Raw genomic sequence first — 14,011 nt, 5'->3', positions numbered from 1 at the left:
GATTTTAGCATAAGCATGGTAAAATGTAAAGGATAGCCCAAGACTTCTTGCTTAGGGGCTTAACAAAAAACTACAGAGGAGATCTTCATGGATTATTTCTTTATTTGCCTGTTTGGGGTCTACGGTCTTATGATAGGCAGCTTTTTAAATGTTTGCATTTATAGATTACCTGAAAAAAAGAATATTACTACAGATCGTTCACACTGTCCAAATTGTGATCATATTCTTGCCCCCAAAGATCTTATACCCGTCTTCAGCTATCTTTTTTTGAAAAGACAATGCAGATATTGCCAAAAAAAAATTTCTCCAAGATATGCGGTAATTGAAATACTTACCATGCTTTTATTCAGTGGATCGGCACTACTGTTCTCTCCGCATACTATAAATTCAGATTTTGCCAAAGCTTTGCTTTTTACAGCCTATTCATCTTCGCTTCTTGTATGGGTAATGATACGTTATGATCAGAAAAATCCACCTTATGGCATTTATATCTGGCTTTTGATTCCTGCTTTTATTCTGGCAAATTTGCAGTTAAATCAATTTTTACCGTTAATAATAAAAATAGTAATTATCACTATACTTTCTATTTTTATTCTCTTATTTGAAAAGTTTCCTTCAATTATACAAAGTCTTAAAGGGGAAACAGTTGTGCTTATAATATCAGCTATGATTATCCCTTGGTTTATCATAATTGCTCTTATTATAATACTGTACCTTGCTTTCATTATCACTAGTAAAACAAATAAAACCACAAGATTTAGTTTGAAACCTGAACTTTTTATTCCATTTTATGTGGGTTTTTCAACAGTTTTTATATTTTATATTCAAAACATATAAAAAGAGACGATCTTTTGAGTAAAAACTCTTAACAGATCATCTCTTTCCTGCTTATGGCGCGCCCGACAGAAATCGAATCCATAACCTTCTGATCCGTAGTCAGACGCTCTATCCAATTGAGCTACGGGCGCATGTGCAGCGTAGGTTATTGTAATCTTGTATAATGATTTTGTCAAGCATCTTTTGAAAAATATTTTTCAAAAGATACAGCGAAATTATCATTATCGTTGTTGTTTCGTTTTTTATGTCTTTGCACTCTTTCTCCTGCTCTTCTTGATTGTGCAGAAAGATGTCTATCCATCAAAAGGAAATCAATATTTGCATCTGTAAAAGCTTTACCAGAAGGATGTATAGCAAAGGCTTTCTTCGACAAAACGAGCGCCGCCAAGCCATAATCTTGTGTAACAACAATATCTCCCGTTCTAATTCGGTTAATAATTGCCAGATCAACTGAATCGTGACCCTGATCGACTATAACAACATCTCCATAAGCTGTTTTTATCTCATGATTAATATCGGTAAAAAAAATTAATTTACACATGTGTTTTTTGCACCGGTTTTCTACAATACTTTTCACTTTTTGGGGACAAGCATCTGCGTCTACCAAAACCTGAAAACTGTTATGGTTGTTGTTCGTTTTAATATCTTTTAAATCCATATTACCTCTTAAAATTCATTGAAAAGTATTTTCCTTCAACTGATTTCTCCTGGAACAAACGACAGCTCTATCTTATCTATAATATCTTGATCGATATCAAATTTCATTGTGACGGTTCCTCCATCAAATTTACCTTGAATATTATAATTCATTTCATCAGCAAAAGGATATCTGATCAAAATCTGATCCACGCTATCTCCTGGACGCAATCCACTGCCTAGACGATACATGGAATTGCTTAAAATTACTGACCTGACAACGCCATTCCATGATTCATGGTTTTGGCAGTCACCTTGAATACTTACACTTATTCCATTATATGACAAATTAAGAAGAGAGCTGCCATCACCATATATTTTACAATTTTCATCAGTATGTGAAAAAGGAGATCCTGTGATTTGTTCAAATCTGTAAGACCAGACCTTTGACAAATCAGAATCTTCAATTTTTGCCAGCTCAAACAAAGGTTCATTCTGATGATACACCATTAAATCATTTTGATTAAGAACATCAAAAATAACATCATCCGCCGAAAGAACGTCTCTGGAATCAATTCGAAACTGCACGCGTCTGCTTACTGCTTGTGTATTATCAAGATTTCTGATTCCAAATTGTTCAAATTCTATACTATCAATTTGTGCTGAACTTAAACTGAACTCATTCGTTCTGGAGGATATATTGTTTTGATAAAAATCAATAATAAAAGCAGACCTAGCCATCAGTATTGAATCTTTCTCACTTGTTTGATCAATCAAAAAAGCCAGAGCTTCCGTATTTTTTGTATCAATAGCATCAAAATAGAGGGTGGCATAATTTGATAGATATAAAAGCTGCTGTACCCACTCAGAAGACAAATACACAAATCCGTTTTCGTCCTTCTGAAGGTATACTGCAAATTGTTCATCATTTTTACCGGATTGACGAAAAATTATCCAATAGGCAATACTATTGTCAATTAATTCACTATATTGCGGCAAAGCAATACGCATTTCTTCCTGTTTTTGTAAAAGATCCTCATCCGACATAATTAAAAAAGAATGTACATCTCCACTGATACCTTTTCGCAAAAAGCGTATATATTGCTGAAACTCATCCAAGGAAATTCCATTAAGTTGCTTAGAAGGAATACTAAGATAATATGAAGAAAGTTCACTGTCTCCTCTAATAGCAGAAGTAATAAGCTTTATTAATTCTACTTCCGACAATCTTTGTCCTGTATTATGTATTTCAACCTGTTCACCACTAAAACGAGCGGTGAGGTCATACCATGCATTATTAAATCTAACGCAACCAGATGAAGGAAGAACCATAATCAAAAAAATAATTATGACAATCATAATTTTATTTATTTTTTTATTCATGAAAATTCTCCTTCCTTAGTTTATTTATCACCTTGATAGTTTTTCAATTTTCTCCTTACTCTTCCCAAAGCATTATCCACGCTTTTTACTGAGCAATCGAGAAATTCTGAAATCTGCTGATAAGGTAATGCCTCTAAATACAATAATACTACTTTATACTCAAATTTACTAAGATGGGTTTTTATAAATTCCTGTAATTCAATCTGTTGCTCACTATTGAGTAGCTGTTGCTCAGGATCCGGCTGATTATAAGCATAAATCAAATCCTGCAACTGTAAGTCTTGTTCACTATTTTTACCAACACTACTTTGAAAAGAAATTGACTCATTAAGGGGCCTGTGTTTTTGTCTAGAAGCCCCTCTTACTGCATCAGTAATTTGTGATGCTATACAATATCCGGCAAAGGAAGCAAAATTAAGTCCATATTCCGGTTTGTAATCTCTAATAGCCTTAAATAAGCCTATCATTCCTTCTTGAATTACATCATCTACGTCTGCACCTGCCATAAACATAGATGATGCTTTATATCTGACTAATCCTTTGTAAAGGCCAAGTAATATTTCTATTGCTTCAGAATCTCCCGAATTTATTTTTTTTATAAGATCAAGATCTCTTTGTTGATTATCACTTGTATCAGCATTCACATTATGCCCCCTGTATAACAGCATATAATCCTAATTAACCTTCAGTAATTATTTTTTCACCCTGAAAATCAATTAATATTGCGTTGACGGCAAGCCTCAAAAACGATTATTCCTGTGGCTACCGCTGCATTTAAGGAATTAACATTACCTGACATAGGTATTGAAACCAAAAAATCACAATGTTTTATCAAACCGGCACTTATACCTTTACCTTCACTGCCTGTAACAATAGCCAATGGGCCTTTCCAGTCAGCCTGATAATATTTTTGCGAGGCATCAGCATCCGTTCCGGCAATCCAGAATCCTTTTTCTTTGAGCTTCATTATCGTTTGGGCAAGATTAACAACTCTTGCAACCGGAACATATTCAATCGCACCGGCAGAGGCTTTAGCAACAGCAGCATCAAGAGCTACAGAGCGTCGTTCTGGTATAATTACCGCATCCACGCCAGCAGCATCAGCTATTCTAAGTACTGATCCTAAATTATAACTTTCCTGTATCGAATCAAGAATTATTATAAAAGGCGTTTTTCCTTTACTCTCCAAATCAGATAAACATTGATCGAGATCAACATAATCATGAGCAGCTACCTGTGCAATTACACCCTGGTGTCCATGCGATTGTGAAATTTGATCCAGCACAGCTTTATCTGTTTCCACAATAACCACACCAAGCTCTTTAGCCTTGTTAATAATTTTAGACATTGTGGGATCAGGACGTCCTTGCCTTTTCTGAACCCAAAGTTTATTTATAGTTCTTCCTGCACGCAAAGCTTCCAGAACAGGATTACGCCCTTCAAGTCTGTCCTGACTTTCCTCTATCTTCACCATATGCATAATCCTCCAAAATACGTTCCATAATCTGATTTATTCTTTGTTTACGTTTATTCAAGTGTAAATATCCTATCAACGCTTCAAACCCTGTTGCAATTCTATAATCAATAGGTGCAGCGTGTTTTGCCTGACTACAGGGAGCATTATTACGTCCCCTTCTAAAAATTGCTTCTTCATCTTCGGTCATATCTGTTAGTAATCTTCTAGCAATGTCTGCCTGCGCCGATGCTTTTACAAGACGTACACATCTTCTATGAAGCTCCCCGGATTTACCTTTGAATTTATCTGCTAAAGCTTCACGTATATAAAGCTCATAAACTGCATCTCCTATGTATGCCATAACAGAAACAGGCATTTCGCTTGAAGTAATTTTATCTTCAAAGTCCATCATAATTTTGAAACCTTGGCACCTTGGGGCGTATCTGCAATCTGATAACCTTTATCAGCCACAATCTGGCGAATTTGATCAGCTCTGGCAAAATCTCTTGCTTTTTTGGCTTCTGCTCTTTCTTCTACTAAATCTAATATATCCTGAGGAATCTCGGTTTTTTCATTATCAGGATTTAACCCCAGCACATCGAGCCACTCACGAATTTTCTGCGCAGCTTCTTTAAGAACTTTGGCACTTACTCCTTGTACAGATGCTGCACTATTCGCAGCTCTTACCATTTCAAATATTGCAGATATAGCGTCAGCAGTATTCAAGTCATCTTCCATCGCACTTAAAAACTCATCCTGATATTGTGAAATAGCCGCTTTTATATCTTGTTGGGTTTTTATGGCGTTTTCATTAACCGCTTTGCTTGGAGCGCTTTGGGCAACGAAATCAAGATTCTCAACACAAGTACAAATTCTTTCCCAGCCATTTTGGGCTGAAGTAAGCAATTCTGCAGAAAAATTTATCGGCATTCTATAATGTCCACTAAGCATAAAAAACCGTAATACCGTATAATCAAATTTCTGTACAAGATCTCTAACGGTGAAAAAATTACCGGTGGATTTTGACATTTTTTCCTGATCTACATTTATAAAACCATTATGAAGCCAGTATCTTGCAAATGGCTTTTCATTCGCAGCTTCACTTTGAGCAATTTCATTTTCATGATGTGGAAAAATAAGATCTTGGCCTCCTCCGTGTATGTCAATGGTTTCACCAAGATATTTACGTACCATCGCAGAACATTCAATATGCCAGCCAGGTCTGCCCTCACCCCAGGGACTTTGCCAAAAAGGTTCATCAGGTTTTTTGAATTTCCACAAGGCAAAATCCATAGGATTTTTTTTGTTGCTATCGCCCTGAAGTCTTTCACTTGCACCTGCTTCCAACTCTTCAAGATTAAAATGGGAAAGTTTACCATAATCCTTAAACTTCACCATATTAAAGTAAACGCCATCATCAGCTACATATGCATAATCCTTTTCCATTAATTCTTCTATCATGCTGATCATCTCATCAATACAGTCAGTCGCCCTCGGATGCACTGTTGCTCTTTTTATTCCTAAGCCATCGGCATCCCTAAAATATTCCTCAATAAATCTGTCTGCAAGCTCTCGCACAGTTATATTTTCCTGCAAAGCACGGTTGATCATTTTATCATCAATGTCAGTGAAATTCTGAACATATGATACTTTATTTCCTCTGTATTCAAGATATCTGCGCAAAGTATCATATGTTATAAAAGGTCTGGCATTACCAAGATGGAAAAAGTTATATACAGTAGGGCCACATACATATACTTTATAATGTCCTGGCTCTTGAGGAATCAATTCTTCTTTTTTCCTGGTCTGTGTATTAAAAACTTTCACTTAAAAAGGCCTCCCGAGTAAATAAATTATTTTTTCATATCTATATTATTGTTCTTTTCTGGATTTTTGACAATATTGCCTGAGGAAACTTCACAATCTGCACCAGTCTTTAACTTCATTTCTCTCTCTAATATTGATATTCTGCGCATAAGTCTGCATATCTCTTGTTCTAGCGGATCTGGTGCACTTGCATGATCAAGTTCAGTATTATGATTAATATGTTTTTTACCCTGATGTTTGACAACGTGCCCAGGGACACCAACTATAGTAGCATCGTCAGGTACATCATGTAAGACAACTGAATTAGCACCGACCAATACACTTTTACCTATTTTAATAGGACCTAAAATTTTAGCACCGGCACCAATAAGAACATTATCCCCTATAGTAGGATGACGTTTTCTTCCCTTTTCTTTACCTGTTCCGCCTAAAGTAACTCCGTGATATATTGTGCAATCATTACCAACAACTGCAGTTTCACCTATAACGACACAACTGCCGTGATCTATAAAAAGACCTTTACCTATTTTAGCCCCAGGATGAATTTCTATTCCTGTCCAAAACCTTCCAGTCTGTGAAATCCATCTAGCAAAAATAAATCGGCGGTGACGATAAAACCAGTTTGCAAATTTATGAAAAATAAGAATATGAAAACCAGGATACAAAAAAATCACCTGAAAAACATTTCTAGCAGCAGGGTCACGCCCCGCTATGGACTTTGCATCAGAATATAAACCCATTATAAAACCCCTCAAACTACCTATTTATATAATTAATACATAATCTACACAAAAGGTTATTATATCAAAATTATAGCGAATAACAGTAATACCTGTAACAAACATACCGAAAAAAATTGCAGCAAAAAACCCGAAATGCCGTCCTCTCTTTTTGACACCCAGCGATTCGCCAGGTGGGTGCCCTGCTGCGGTCTTCGATCTTTCTCTACAGAAACACATCTGGAGACCTGATCTTATTCCACAATGACCCGAGCTCCCGTTTATGTCATGAAGGTTCAAAACAGAGAGTAACTAACACTTCAGGCAACTTAAGTATAACTTGTTTCGACTAATTTGTGAACTGGAGCAATTTGTAAAGTAAGCTTGTTACCATTATTTTAACTTTTGCCTTAATATCAAGAATGGTCCGAAGCTACAGCAATTGCTGTCACATCTGCACCTGCCGCTAGCAAAGGAATAGCAGCAGCTCTGATTGTCGCACCTGTGGTAATAACATCATCAATAAGCAGCACCTTGCGGTTTTTCAAAATAACTTTGGTATCTTCAGAGCATATATTTCTATTGAGAGAGAAAGCATTTTCCAGATTTAAATATCGCTGTATTTTATTAATTTGCTCACTTTGGCGCTGCGTATATTTATTTCTGACAAGAAGATATGAAAGATCCGAACATTTATGGATTTCAGCAATTTCTGTTGCTAAAAGACCAGCCTGATTATAGCCGCGATCAGACAATCTTTTTTGATGAAGAGGAACGGCCGCAACAGTATCAAAAAAAACATTCTGTGAGCGAAGAGCACTCGTAATAATACATGCAAAAGATTTGGCCAGACCAGATTTATTATGAAATTTAAATTGCAGCAAACAATGTCTTAATTGCCTACTGTAGTCACAAGCGGCATAAATTTTAAGATTTCTGGTTTGATTATAATATATTGGAAATCTATTGTTATATTCATGCGAAAAAAATATTTCTTCATCAGACAAAAGCAAATTAGACGTCCTCCAAGGAATTTGACTTAGACAAAAACGGCAAAATCCAGAGAAGTCTTTTAATCTGGCAGCAGGTCTTTTACAGATAATGCATATATCTGGAGCAAACAAATCTGATATGATCATTTATAAAGCCTCAATAAATTTTCAAGAGAAGTTTTTCGTTGGATGGTTTGTTTATTTTCCATAGTTCTTTTTAATACTGAACGACTACTAATCAAAAATATTTTCTTTTTTGCTCTTGTTACAGCAGTATATAGTAAATACCTGTTTTGTAAAAGCGGTGCTGATGGGGGCATTACAAGTACAACAACAGGATACTCGCTTCCCTGACTTTTATGTATAGTCGCAGCATAGGCCAAATCGATATTTCTCAAATTAAATTCATCATATTCAGTTATTTTATCATCTTCAAACAAAATTTTTATCCGCTTTTCTTTTTGGCACACTTCGATTATCCTGCCCGTTTCGCCGTTCATTATGCCTTGCCCGTTTTCTCCTGTTAGCAAAGACTCCCACGGAATATCATATTGATTTTTTAATTGCATTACTTTGTCATCAACCATGAATTTCGTGTCTTCTACGATGATATAATCACTTTGATTTTGATTAACAATCTGTTGCAGTCTAAAATTTAATTCTTTTACTCCAGCAGATCCTTTACGTATTGGTGTTAAAATCTGAACATCACGTTTGATATCAAAACCATATTGTCCGGGAATAATATTTTTACATAAACTTACCACAGCATCAGCCATATCTTCAGAAGAATCTTTAGATATCCAGATAAAAGAACTTTCAAATGACTGGTCCAGCTCAAACCATATTCCTGATTTTATTCTATGTGCATTTCTGACAATCAAACTCTGCTCAGCCTGCCTAAATAATTTTGTAAGTTTTGCTACAGGAAAAATTCCGCTGTTAATCATATCTTTCAAAACTTGTCCAGGGCCTACCGAAGGCAACTGATCAGAATCGCCAATCAGAATCAGCCTGGTTCCAACAGGTATCGCAGACAAAAGGTTGTACAACAAAAAACAGTCAAGCATTGAGGTTTCATCAATCACAATTATATCTGCATTTAGGTGTACTTGGTTTTTTTCTTTAATTATCTTTGAGCTCTCATCAACTGATTCTTTAGACATTGCCAATAATTTATGAAGAGTTTTTGCTTCTAAACCAGTAGCTTCACTTAATCTTCTTGCAGCACGACCTGTAGGAGCAGCAAGAATTATCCTTCCGCCCTCATTTTCAGCAAAACTGCAAACAGCTTTTATCATTGTTGTTTTACCGGTTCCAGGACCGCCGGTTAGAACACTAACCTGTGAAGAAAGACAAACAGCAAGTGCATCTTTTTGCTCTTCCGATAGAATATCAAAAACACTTTGACCAGAACCGCAGGATCGCAAATAATTTATTGCATCTGTGATATTTTTTTTATTTTGCCACTCCGAAAATTTTTGCGGCTCTGATTTTGATAAAGTTATTATTTTTTGTGCAATTTCATTTTCAAGCTCATAAATTTGTGTCAATGCTAATTCTGTCTTAACCCTGTCTTTATTTACATTTTCATTCTTATTCATAAAATTTAGTAAAACAACTTTTTGTTGTTTAACCAAATTATCTAATGCTTTTTCTATTACTGTTATTTCAACAGATCTCAACAATTTAAAAGTTCCTGAAATAATTTCTTTTTTATAGCACCATGTATTACCCGACATCAAATTTTGCCGCAGCCAGAAAATTATTGCCGACTCTACTCTTCGGTCATCGGAAAAAGAAAATCCGGCGGCAGAAGCAATTTTATCTGCCGCTACAAAACCAATACCCGCTATTTTATCAATTAACATATAGGGATTTGTTAGAATAGTTGAAACTGCTGAATTGCCAAACTCCTTGTAAATAGACAAAATCCGGTCTGCTCCTATTCCCGCAGGTGATAGGAGCATAACCAGATCCTGATAATTCTTTTTTTCTCTTAATTGTAAAGATATGTCTCTTGCCTTATTAAGAGACATCCCCTTCAACTTAGCAACCTCTTCAGGGTTTTCGAGTAAAATAGTCAAAGTATTGTCTTTGTAACGACGAACTAATTTACGAGCAGTTGCCAGACCGATACCTCTTATAAATCCTGAAGAAAGCCAGTCAACAATTCCCTGTTCTGTTTCCGGTATATATGGTTCATACCTAATGACTTTAAACTGTTTTCCATATTCAGGATGCTCTGTCCATAAACCATACAAACGGACAGAATCACCTTCTCTTAAACCAGGCATATCCCCTGCTGCAATATAATCAGTCTCACCAACTATTGCACAAACAGTAAAGCCATTTCCTTCGTTTTGAAATAAAATGCCTTCCACTATTCCGGTTTGATTTATCTCGGATCGGCTTAACCCCTCATCATATAAATTTCTGTCATCATAACTGGGCATATTTCCTCAACAAATCTACTTTATCTGTTTTTTCCCAAGGCAAGTTTAGATCTGAACGTCCAAAATGCCCATAAGAAGCAGTTTGCTTATATATTGGTCTGCGCAAATCAAGATTTTTTATAATAGCAGCCGGACGCAAATCAAAAACTTTATTAACAATATCCGATAATATTTCATCTGATATTTTTCCTGTGCCAAAAGTATCAACTGCAACCGAAACAGGATGAGAAACACCTATTGCATATGCCAATTGGATCTCACATGAATCCGCCAAATCAGCCGCAACAATATTTTTAGCAACGTATCTCGCCGCATATGCAGCTGATCTATCAACTTTTGTCGGATCCTTGCCAGAAAAGGCACCACCGCCATGTCGTGCATATCCACCATAAGTATCAACAATTATTTTTCTACCCGTAAGTCCGGCATCACCCTGAGGCCCACCAACAACAAATCTACCTGTAGGATTAATAAGAATTCTAGTTTTTTCATCAAATATTTCCGCAGGCAAAACAGGTTTTATAACATATTTGAGAACATCCTTTTTAATTGTTTCTCTATCAACATTTTCATCATGCTGTGTAGAAATAACTACTGTATCTATATGTATCGGTTTGTCACCTTTATAGGCAATTGTTACTTGAGATTTTCCATCAGGACGAAGATAGTCAACAACATTTGATTTGCGTGTTTCCGCAAGCCTTCTTGAAAGAGCATGTGCCAAAAAAATTGGTAAAGGCATCAATTCATCTGTATCTTTATTGGCATAACCAAACATCATCCCCTGATCCCCAGCACCAGTTTCAAGATCGTCAACTTCCGTACCTTCACGCGCTTCTAGAGACTTATTTACGCCCATTGCTATATCCGGGGATTGCTCATCAATAGATGTCATAACAGCACATGTATCGGCATTAAATCCACTGTTATGGTCTATATAACCTATATCACGTACTGTGTCTCTGACAATTTTAGGTATATCTACATATGCAGTAGTAGTCATTTCGCCCATTACCATAACCATACCGGTTGTAGTTGCTGTTTCACAAGCTACCCTTGCCATAGGATCTTCAGATAGAACTGCATCCAGGATAGCATCAGATATCTGATCACAAACTTTGTCTGGATGTCCCTCAGTAACTGATTCTGAAGAAAATAGCCATTTACCTTCTTTTTTCATAATAATCTTTCCTTTCAATTAACAATGCAAAAAACCTCTTCCGAAAACAGAAGAGGCTAAAAAACACTTTTCCTCATCTGTCAGGTAAAACCTGCTGGAATTGGCACCGCCGCATTACCGCGGTTGCCGGGCTTCAAAGGGCCAGTCCCTCCACCACTCTTGATAAGATGATCTAATATTAAGTTATATAACTAAGCAATAAGCTTTTCGTTAAACTAGAGTTATATTATCATGTAAAATATTTGCTTGCAAGTAACAATGATTACCAAAAACAAAACTACTTTAATAATGCTGATAAAATTTATTTTGCTCCAGTTTCGTCTGTTTTTGTCCAGCTTTGTCTGTTTTTGTCGAAATAATAGACCTTTTAAATATTTTCATCAATTGTATACTTTCAACAGAGGTGATTATTATGCAGCTATTTAAGATTCTTATAGCAAGCAACAGAAGCAAATATGATTTGCAGCTCGCTGAGGCATTAAATAATATTTTCGGCGATATTTGCACAATTAAAACACCTGCAAAAGAAACTATTGATCAGTTATCGCCAATGGTATTTGATTTATGTTTTATCAGTCCTAATCAAATTGAAAATTTGAATTCATATATTGACAAAAATACTGTTTTTTACTTTTTCTGCACTAACAGTATTACAACATCTTCTGAAGATAAAAATATAACCTGGCCGGCATCAATAAGTACAATTGCAAATATTATCAAGCAATATTTATCCAAGCACAAGAATTATACAATTAACCACAAACCTCTTCTCCCAAACAAAGCAAATCTGATTAATGGTGCGTCGAAAACAAAAAACCTTATTTACATGTATCTAAACCTTAATGGTGAATCGAGTGATTTTGTTAAGGAAAAAATGTTGGAACAATTATCGGAAGGATTACTGGTTTATTATTTACCTTTAATGCCTTCATATCTGATGAAGCTTATATGTACTCCCGACAATTCGGGACCTGATCTATCTGAGCTGCTTCTATCAATTCATCAGAATTGTTCACCGGATCCAGATAAAATCGGTATTTTTACGCAAATGCATCCCGCAGGTTATCTCCAGTTCAGGCCACCAAAAAGATCAGATGATATCATCAGTTGCAACCCAGAAATAATAAAAAATGTAATAGATTTAGCAAAACAAAAACTTGATAATTCAGCTGAAAAAAGCATTCTCTGGGTAGATTGCAGATATATTCCCATAAACATGGCTGCCAAAATAGTTGTCTTTAGCGATTATCTTTTTCTTGATATATCTGATCAAAATTTCTTTTACTGTCAGGAGGCAAGAAGGGAATTAGGAAATGTTTTGCATGATTTATCAGCTCATACAATAGTTACAGAATGTAAAAATTGTGATTAAGGCAGAGGTATTGAAAAATGATGCCAAATAGAACACAAAGACAACAATTGATCGAAAAAACAGTTAGTTTTGTCGGGAATCGCTCTTTTACATCAGATAATAATATACGTCAGGCAATTTTAAGAACAGTAGCAGAAAGTGAAGATTTTTCGCGTTTTGATCTTAACGAAAAAAAAACAATCGCTAATCAAATTTTTGCAGATATGCGAGGCTTTGATATTCTGCAAAAATTAATTGATGACGATGATATTACCGAAATTATGGTTAATGGTCCAAATAATATTTTCTATGAAAAAAAAGGTAAAATTTCAAAAGCTGCTCTTAATTTTGAAGACCAGGATCATCTAAAAAGTTTTATTTGCCGTTGTTTTGGAAGAGCTAACAAATTAATAAATGAGCAAAACCCTCTTTCTGGTATGAAACTTAATGATGGGTCGCGCGTCCAGGCAGTATTAAATCCTGTTGCTGTAAATGGACCATATCTTTGTATAAGAAGATTCAAAGGCATTAAGCCTGAAATACAAGCATTGATCAATTCAGGTTTTATCTCTTCAGAAATTGCAGAGTATATAAAAAATGCTGTCATTAACAAAAAAAATATTTTTATCTCAGGGGGAACAGGTACTGGCAAAACTACATTTCTAAATGCAATGTCAGCTTTCATTCCACCAGACGAAAGAGTTATTACGATTGAAGATGCCGCAGAACTTGATCTTCAGGGAATTACAGATCTTGTAAGGCTTGAAGCAAGACAGGCTACTCCTGACGGCAGCGGTCAAATAACATTATCGGCGCTAATTAAAGCTGCCCTTCGTCTTAGACCTGACAGAATAATTGTCGGTGAAGTTCGCGGTCAGGAAACCTATGACATGATACAGGCAATGAATACGGGGCATCCCGGATCAATGAGTACAGGACATGGAAATAGTTGTCTTGACATGCTGGAAAGACTTTCACTAATGATTATTATGCATTCACATTTACCATGGGAAGCTTGCCGCAGGCTTGTATCAAGTGCAGTAAACATATTAATACAGTTAAGCAGAAACAAAAACGGTGAAAGAAAAATTGAAGAAATAATTGAAATTTCTGGCTATGAATCGGGAGAATTCACTTATCGAATTATTTTTTCGCACAAAGCAGGAGATTGATA

The 14,011-nt window shown here is 35.7% G+C and carries 13 protein-coding genes, 1 tRNA gene, 1 other RNA gene and 1 riboswitch; of the genes, 3 read left to right on the top strand and 12 right to left on the bottom strand.

Annotated elements, in window-relative coordinates; all coding sequences use genetic code 11:
• The first annotated feature begins 87 nt into the window (after positions 1-87).
• Positions 88-837, top strand: coding sequence for a prepilin peptidase (locus AC0KSB_RS02610; protein WP_472306432.1), 750 nt, complete (start codon positions 88-90; stop codon positions 835-837).
• A 54-nt stretch (positions 838-891) separates the two neighbouring features.
• Here the strand turns inward: AC0KSB_RS02610 and AC0KSB_RS02605 are convergent.
• The 12 genes from AC0KSB_RS02605 to metK form a co-directional block, all read right to left on the bottom strand.
• Positions 892-968 (bottom strand) — tRNA-Arg (locus AC0KSB_RS02605).
• A gap of 41 nt (positions 969-1,009) precedes the next feature.
• Positions 1,010-1,495 carry a YaiI/YqxD family protein gene (locus tag AC0KSB_RS02600; protein ID WP_472306430.1) on the bottom strand — a complete coding sequence of 162 codons (486 nt, stop codon included), beginning with the start codon at positions 1,493-1,495 and terminating at the stop codon, positions 1,010-1,012.
• A gap of 35 nt (positions 1,496-1,530) precedes the next feature.
• On the bottom strand, positions 1,531-2,856 hold the full coding sequence (locus AC0KSB_RS02595; RefSeq protein WP_472306428.1) for a hypothetical protein: 1,326 nt from the start codon (positions 2,854-2,856) through the stop codon (positions 1,531-1,533).
• A gap of 20 nt (positions 2,857-2,876) precedes the next feature.
• Positions 2,877-3,500 carry a sigma-70 family RNA polymerase sigma factor gene (locus tag AC0KSB_RS02590; RefSeq protein WP_472306426.1) on the bottom strand — a complete coding sequence of 208 codons (624 nt, stop codon included), beginning with the start codon at positions 3,498-3,500 and terminating at the stop codon, positions 2,877-2,879.
• 68 nt (positions 3,501-3,568) lie between these two features.
• The gene (rlmB, locus tag AC0KSB_RS02585; RefSeq protein ID WP_472306424.1) at positions 3,569-4,330 is read right to left on the bottom strand and encodes a 23S rRNA (guanosine(2251)-2'-O)-methyltransferase RlmB; all 762 of its coding nucleotides are present in this window, start codon (positions 4,328-4,330) and stop codon (positions 3,569-3,571) included.
• On the bottom strand, positions 4,296-4,724 hold the full coding sequence (locus AC0KSB_RS02580; RefSeq protein WP_472306422.1) for a Mini-ribonuclease 3: 429 nt from the start codon (positions 4,722-4,724) through the stop codon (positions 4,296-4,298). Before AC0KSB_RS02580 ends, rlmB begins: the two co-directional genes overlap by 35 nt.
• Positions 4,721-6,139: a cysteine--tRNA ligase gene (cysS, locus tag AC0KSB_RS02575; RefSeq protein ID WP_472306420.1), complete on the bottom strand. Its 1,419-nt coding sequence runs from the start codon at positions 6,137-6,139 to the stop codon at positions 4,721-4,723. The genes AC0KSB_RS02580 and cysS overlap by 4 nt, the downstream gene beginning before the upstream one ends.
• A gap of 26 nt (positions 6,140-6,165) precedes the next feature.
• Positions 6,166-6,879: a serine O-acetyltransferase EpsC gene (gene epsC / locus AC0KSB_RS02570; RefSeq protein ID WP_472306418.1), complete on the bottom strand. Its 714-nt coding sequence runs from the start codon at positions 6,877-6,879 to the stop codon at positions 6,166-6,168.
• 123 nt (positions 6,880-7,002) lie between these two features.
• Positions 7,003-7,188, bottom strand: a non-coding RNA gene (gene ssrS, locus AC0KSB_RS02565) — 6S RNA.
• A gap of 86 nt (positions 7,189-7,274) precedes the next feature.
• Entirely contained in the window at positions 7,275-7,997 is a 723-nt protein-coding gene (locus AC0KSB_RS02560) for a ComF family protein (protein WP_472306416.1), read from the bottom strand.
• A complete protein-coding gene (gene recD2, locus AC0KSB_RS02555) occupies positions 7,994-10,306 on the bottom strand; it encodes an SF1B family DNA helicase RecD2 (protein ID WP_472306414.1) in 2,313 nt (770 codons plus the stop codon). Before recD2 ends, AC0KSB_RS02560 begins: the two co-directional genes overlap by 4 nt.
• Positions 10,293-11,486 (bottom strand): methionine adenosyltransferase, encoded by a 1,194-nt coding sequence (gene metK / locus AC0KSB_RS02550; protein WP_472306412.1) that lies wholly within the window; start codon positions 11,484-11,486, stop codon positions 10,293-10,295. Before metK ends, recD2 begins: the two co-directional genes overlap by 14 nt.
• Positions 11,487-11,556: 70 nt before the next feature.
• Positions 11,557-11,655, bottom strand: a riboswitch (SAM riboswitch).
• Positions 11,656-11,898: 243 nt separating this feature from the next.
• Here metK and AC0KSB_RS02545 point away from each other — a divergent pair.
• Both AC0KSB_RS02545 and AC0KSB_RS02540 read left to right on the top strand, forming a co-directional pair.
• Complete coding sequence (locus AC0KSB_RS02545) at positions 11,899-12,858, top strand: hypothetical protein (RefSeq protein WP_472306410.1); 960 nt, start codon at positions 11,899-11,901, stop codon at positions 12,856-12,858.
• 17 nt (positions 12,859-12,875) lie between these two features.
• A complete protein-coding gene (locus tag AC0KSB_RS02540; protein WP_472306408.1) occupies positions 12,876-14,009 on the top strand; it encodes a CpaF family protein in 1,134 nt (377 codons plus the stop codon).
• Positions 14,010-14,011: the final 2 nt, after the last annotated feature.

This window comes from Ercella succinigenes, assembly GCF_900002895.1.
Note: the sequence above shows the minus strand (reverse complement) of the source record. Positions and strands in the feature narration are given on the sequence as shown.

What these genes read in the sequence shown, in the direction of transcription:
- AC0KSB_RS02610 (WP_472306432.1), top strand. Translation starts at nt 88, where the DNA reads ATGGATTATTTCTTTATTTGCCTGTTTGGGGTCTACGGTCTTATGATA.
- AC0KSB_RS02600 (WP_472306430.1), bottom strand. Translation starts at nt 1,495, where the DNA reads ATGGATTTAAAAGATATTAAAACGAACAACAACCATAACAGTTTTCAG.
- AC0KSB_RS02595 (WP_472306428.1), bottom strand. Translation starts at nt 2,856, where the DNA reads ATGAATAAAAAAATAAATAAAATTATGATTGTCATAATTATTTTTTTG.
- rlmB (WP_472306424.1), bottom strand. Translation starts at nt 4,330, where the DNA reads ATGGTGAAGATAGAGGAAAGTCAGGACAGACTTGAAGGGCGTAATCCT.
- AC0KSB_RS02580 (WP_472306422.1), bottom strand. Translation starts at nt 4,724, where the DNA reads ATGATGGACTTTGAAGATAAAATTACTTCAAGCGAAATGCCTGTTTCT.
- epsC (WP_472306418.1), bottom strand. Translation starts at nt 6,879, where the DNA reads ATGGGTTTATATTCTGATGCAAAGTCCATAGCGGGGCGTGACCCTGCT.
- AC0KSB_RS02560 (WP_472306416.1), bottom strand. Translation starts at nt 7,997, where the DNA reads ATGATCATATCAGATTTGTTTGCTCCAGATATATGCATTATCTGTAAA.
- recD2 (WP_472306414.1), bottom strand. Translation starts at nt 10,306, where the DNA reads ATGCCCAGTTATGATGACAGAAATTTATATGATGAGGGGTTAAGCCGA.
- metK (WP_472306412.1), bottom strand. Translation starts at nt 11,486, where the DNA reads ATGAAAAAAGAAGGTAAATGGCTATTTTCTTCAGAATCAGTTACTGAG.
- AC0KSB_RS02545 (WP_472306410.1), top strand. Translation starts at nt 11,899, where the DNA reads ATGCAGCTATTTAAGATTCTTATAGCAAGCAACAGAAGCAAATATGAT.
- AC0KSB_RS02540 (WP_472306408.1), top strand. Translation starts at nt 12,876, where the DNA reads ATGATGCCAAATAGAACACAAAGACAACAATTGATCGAAAAAACAGTT.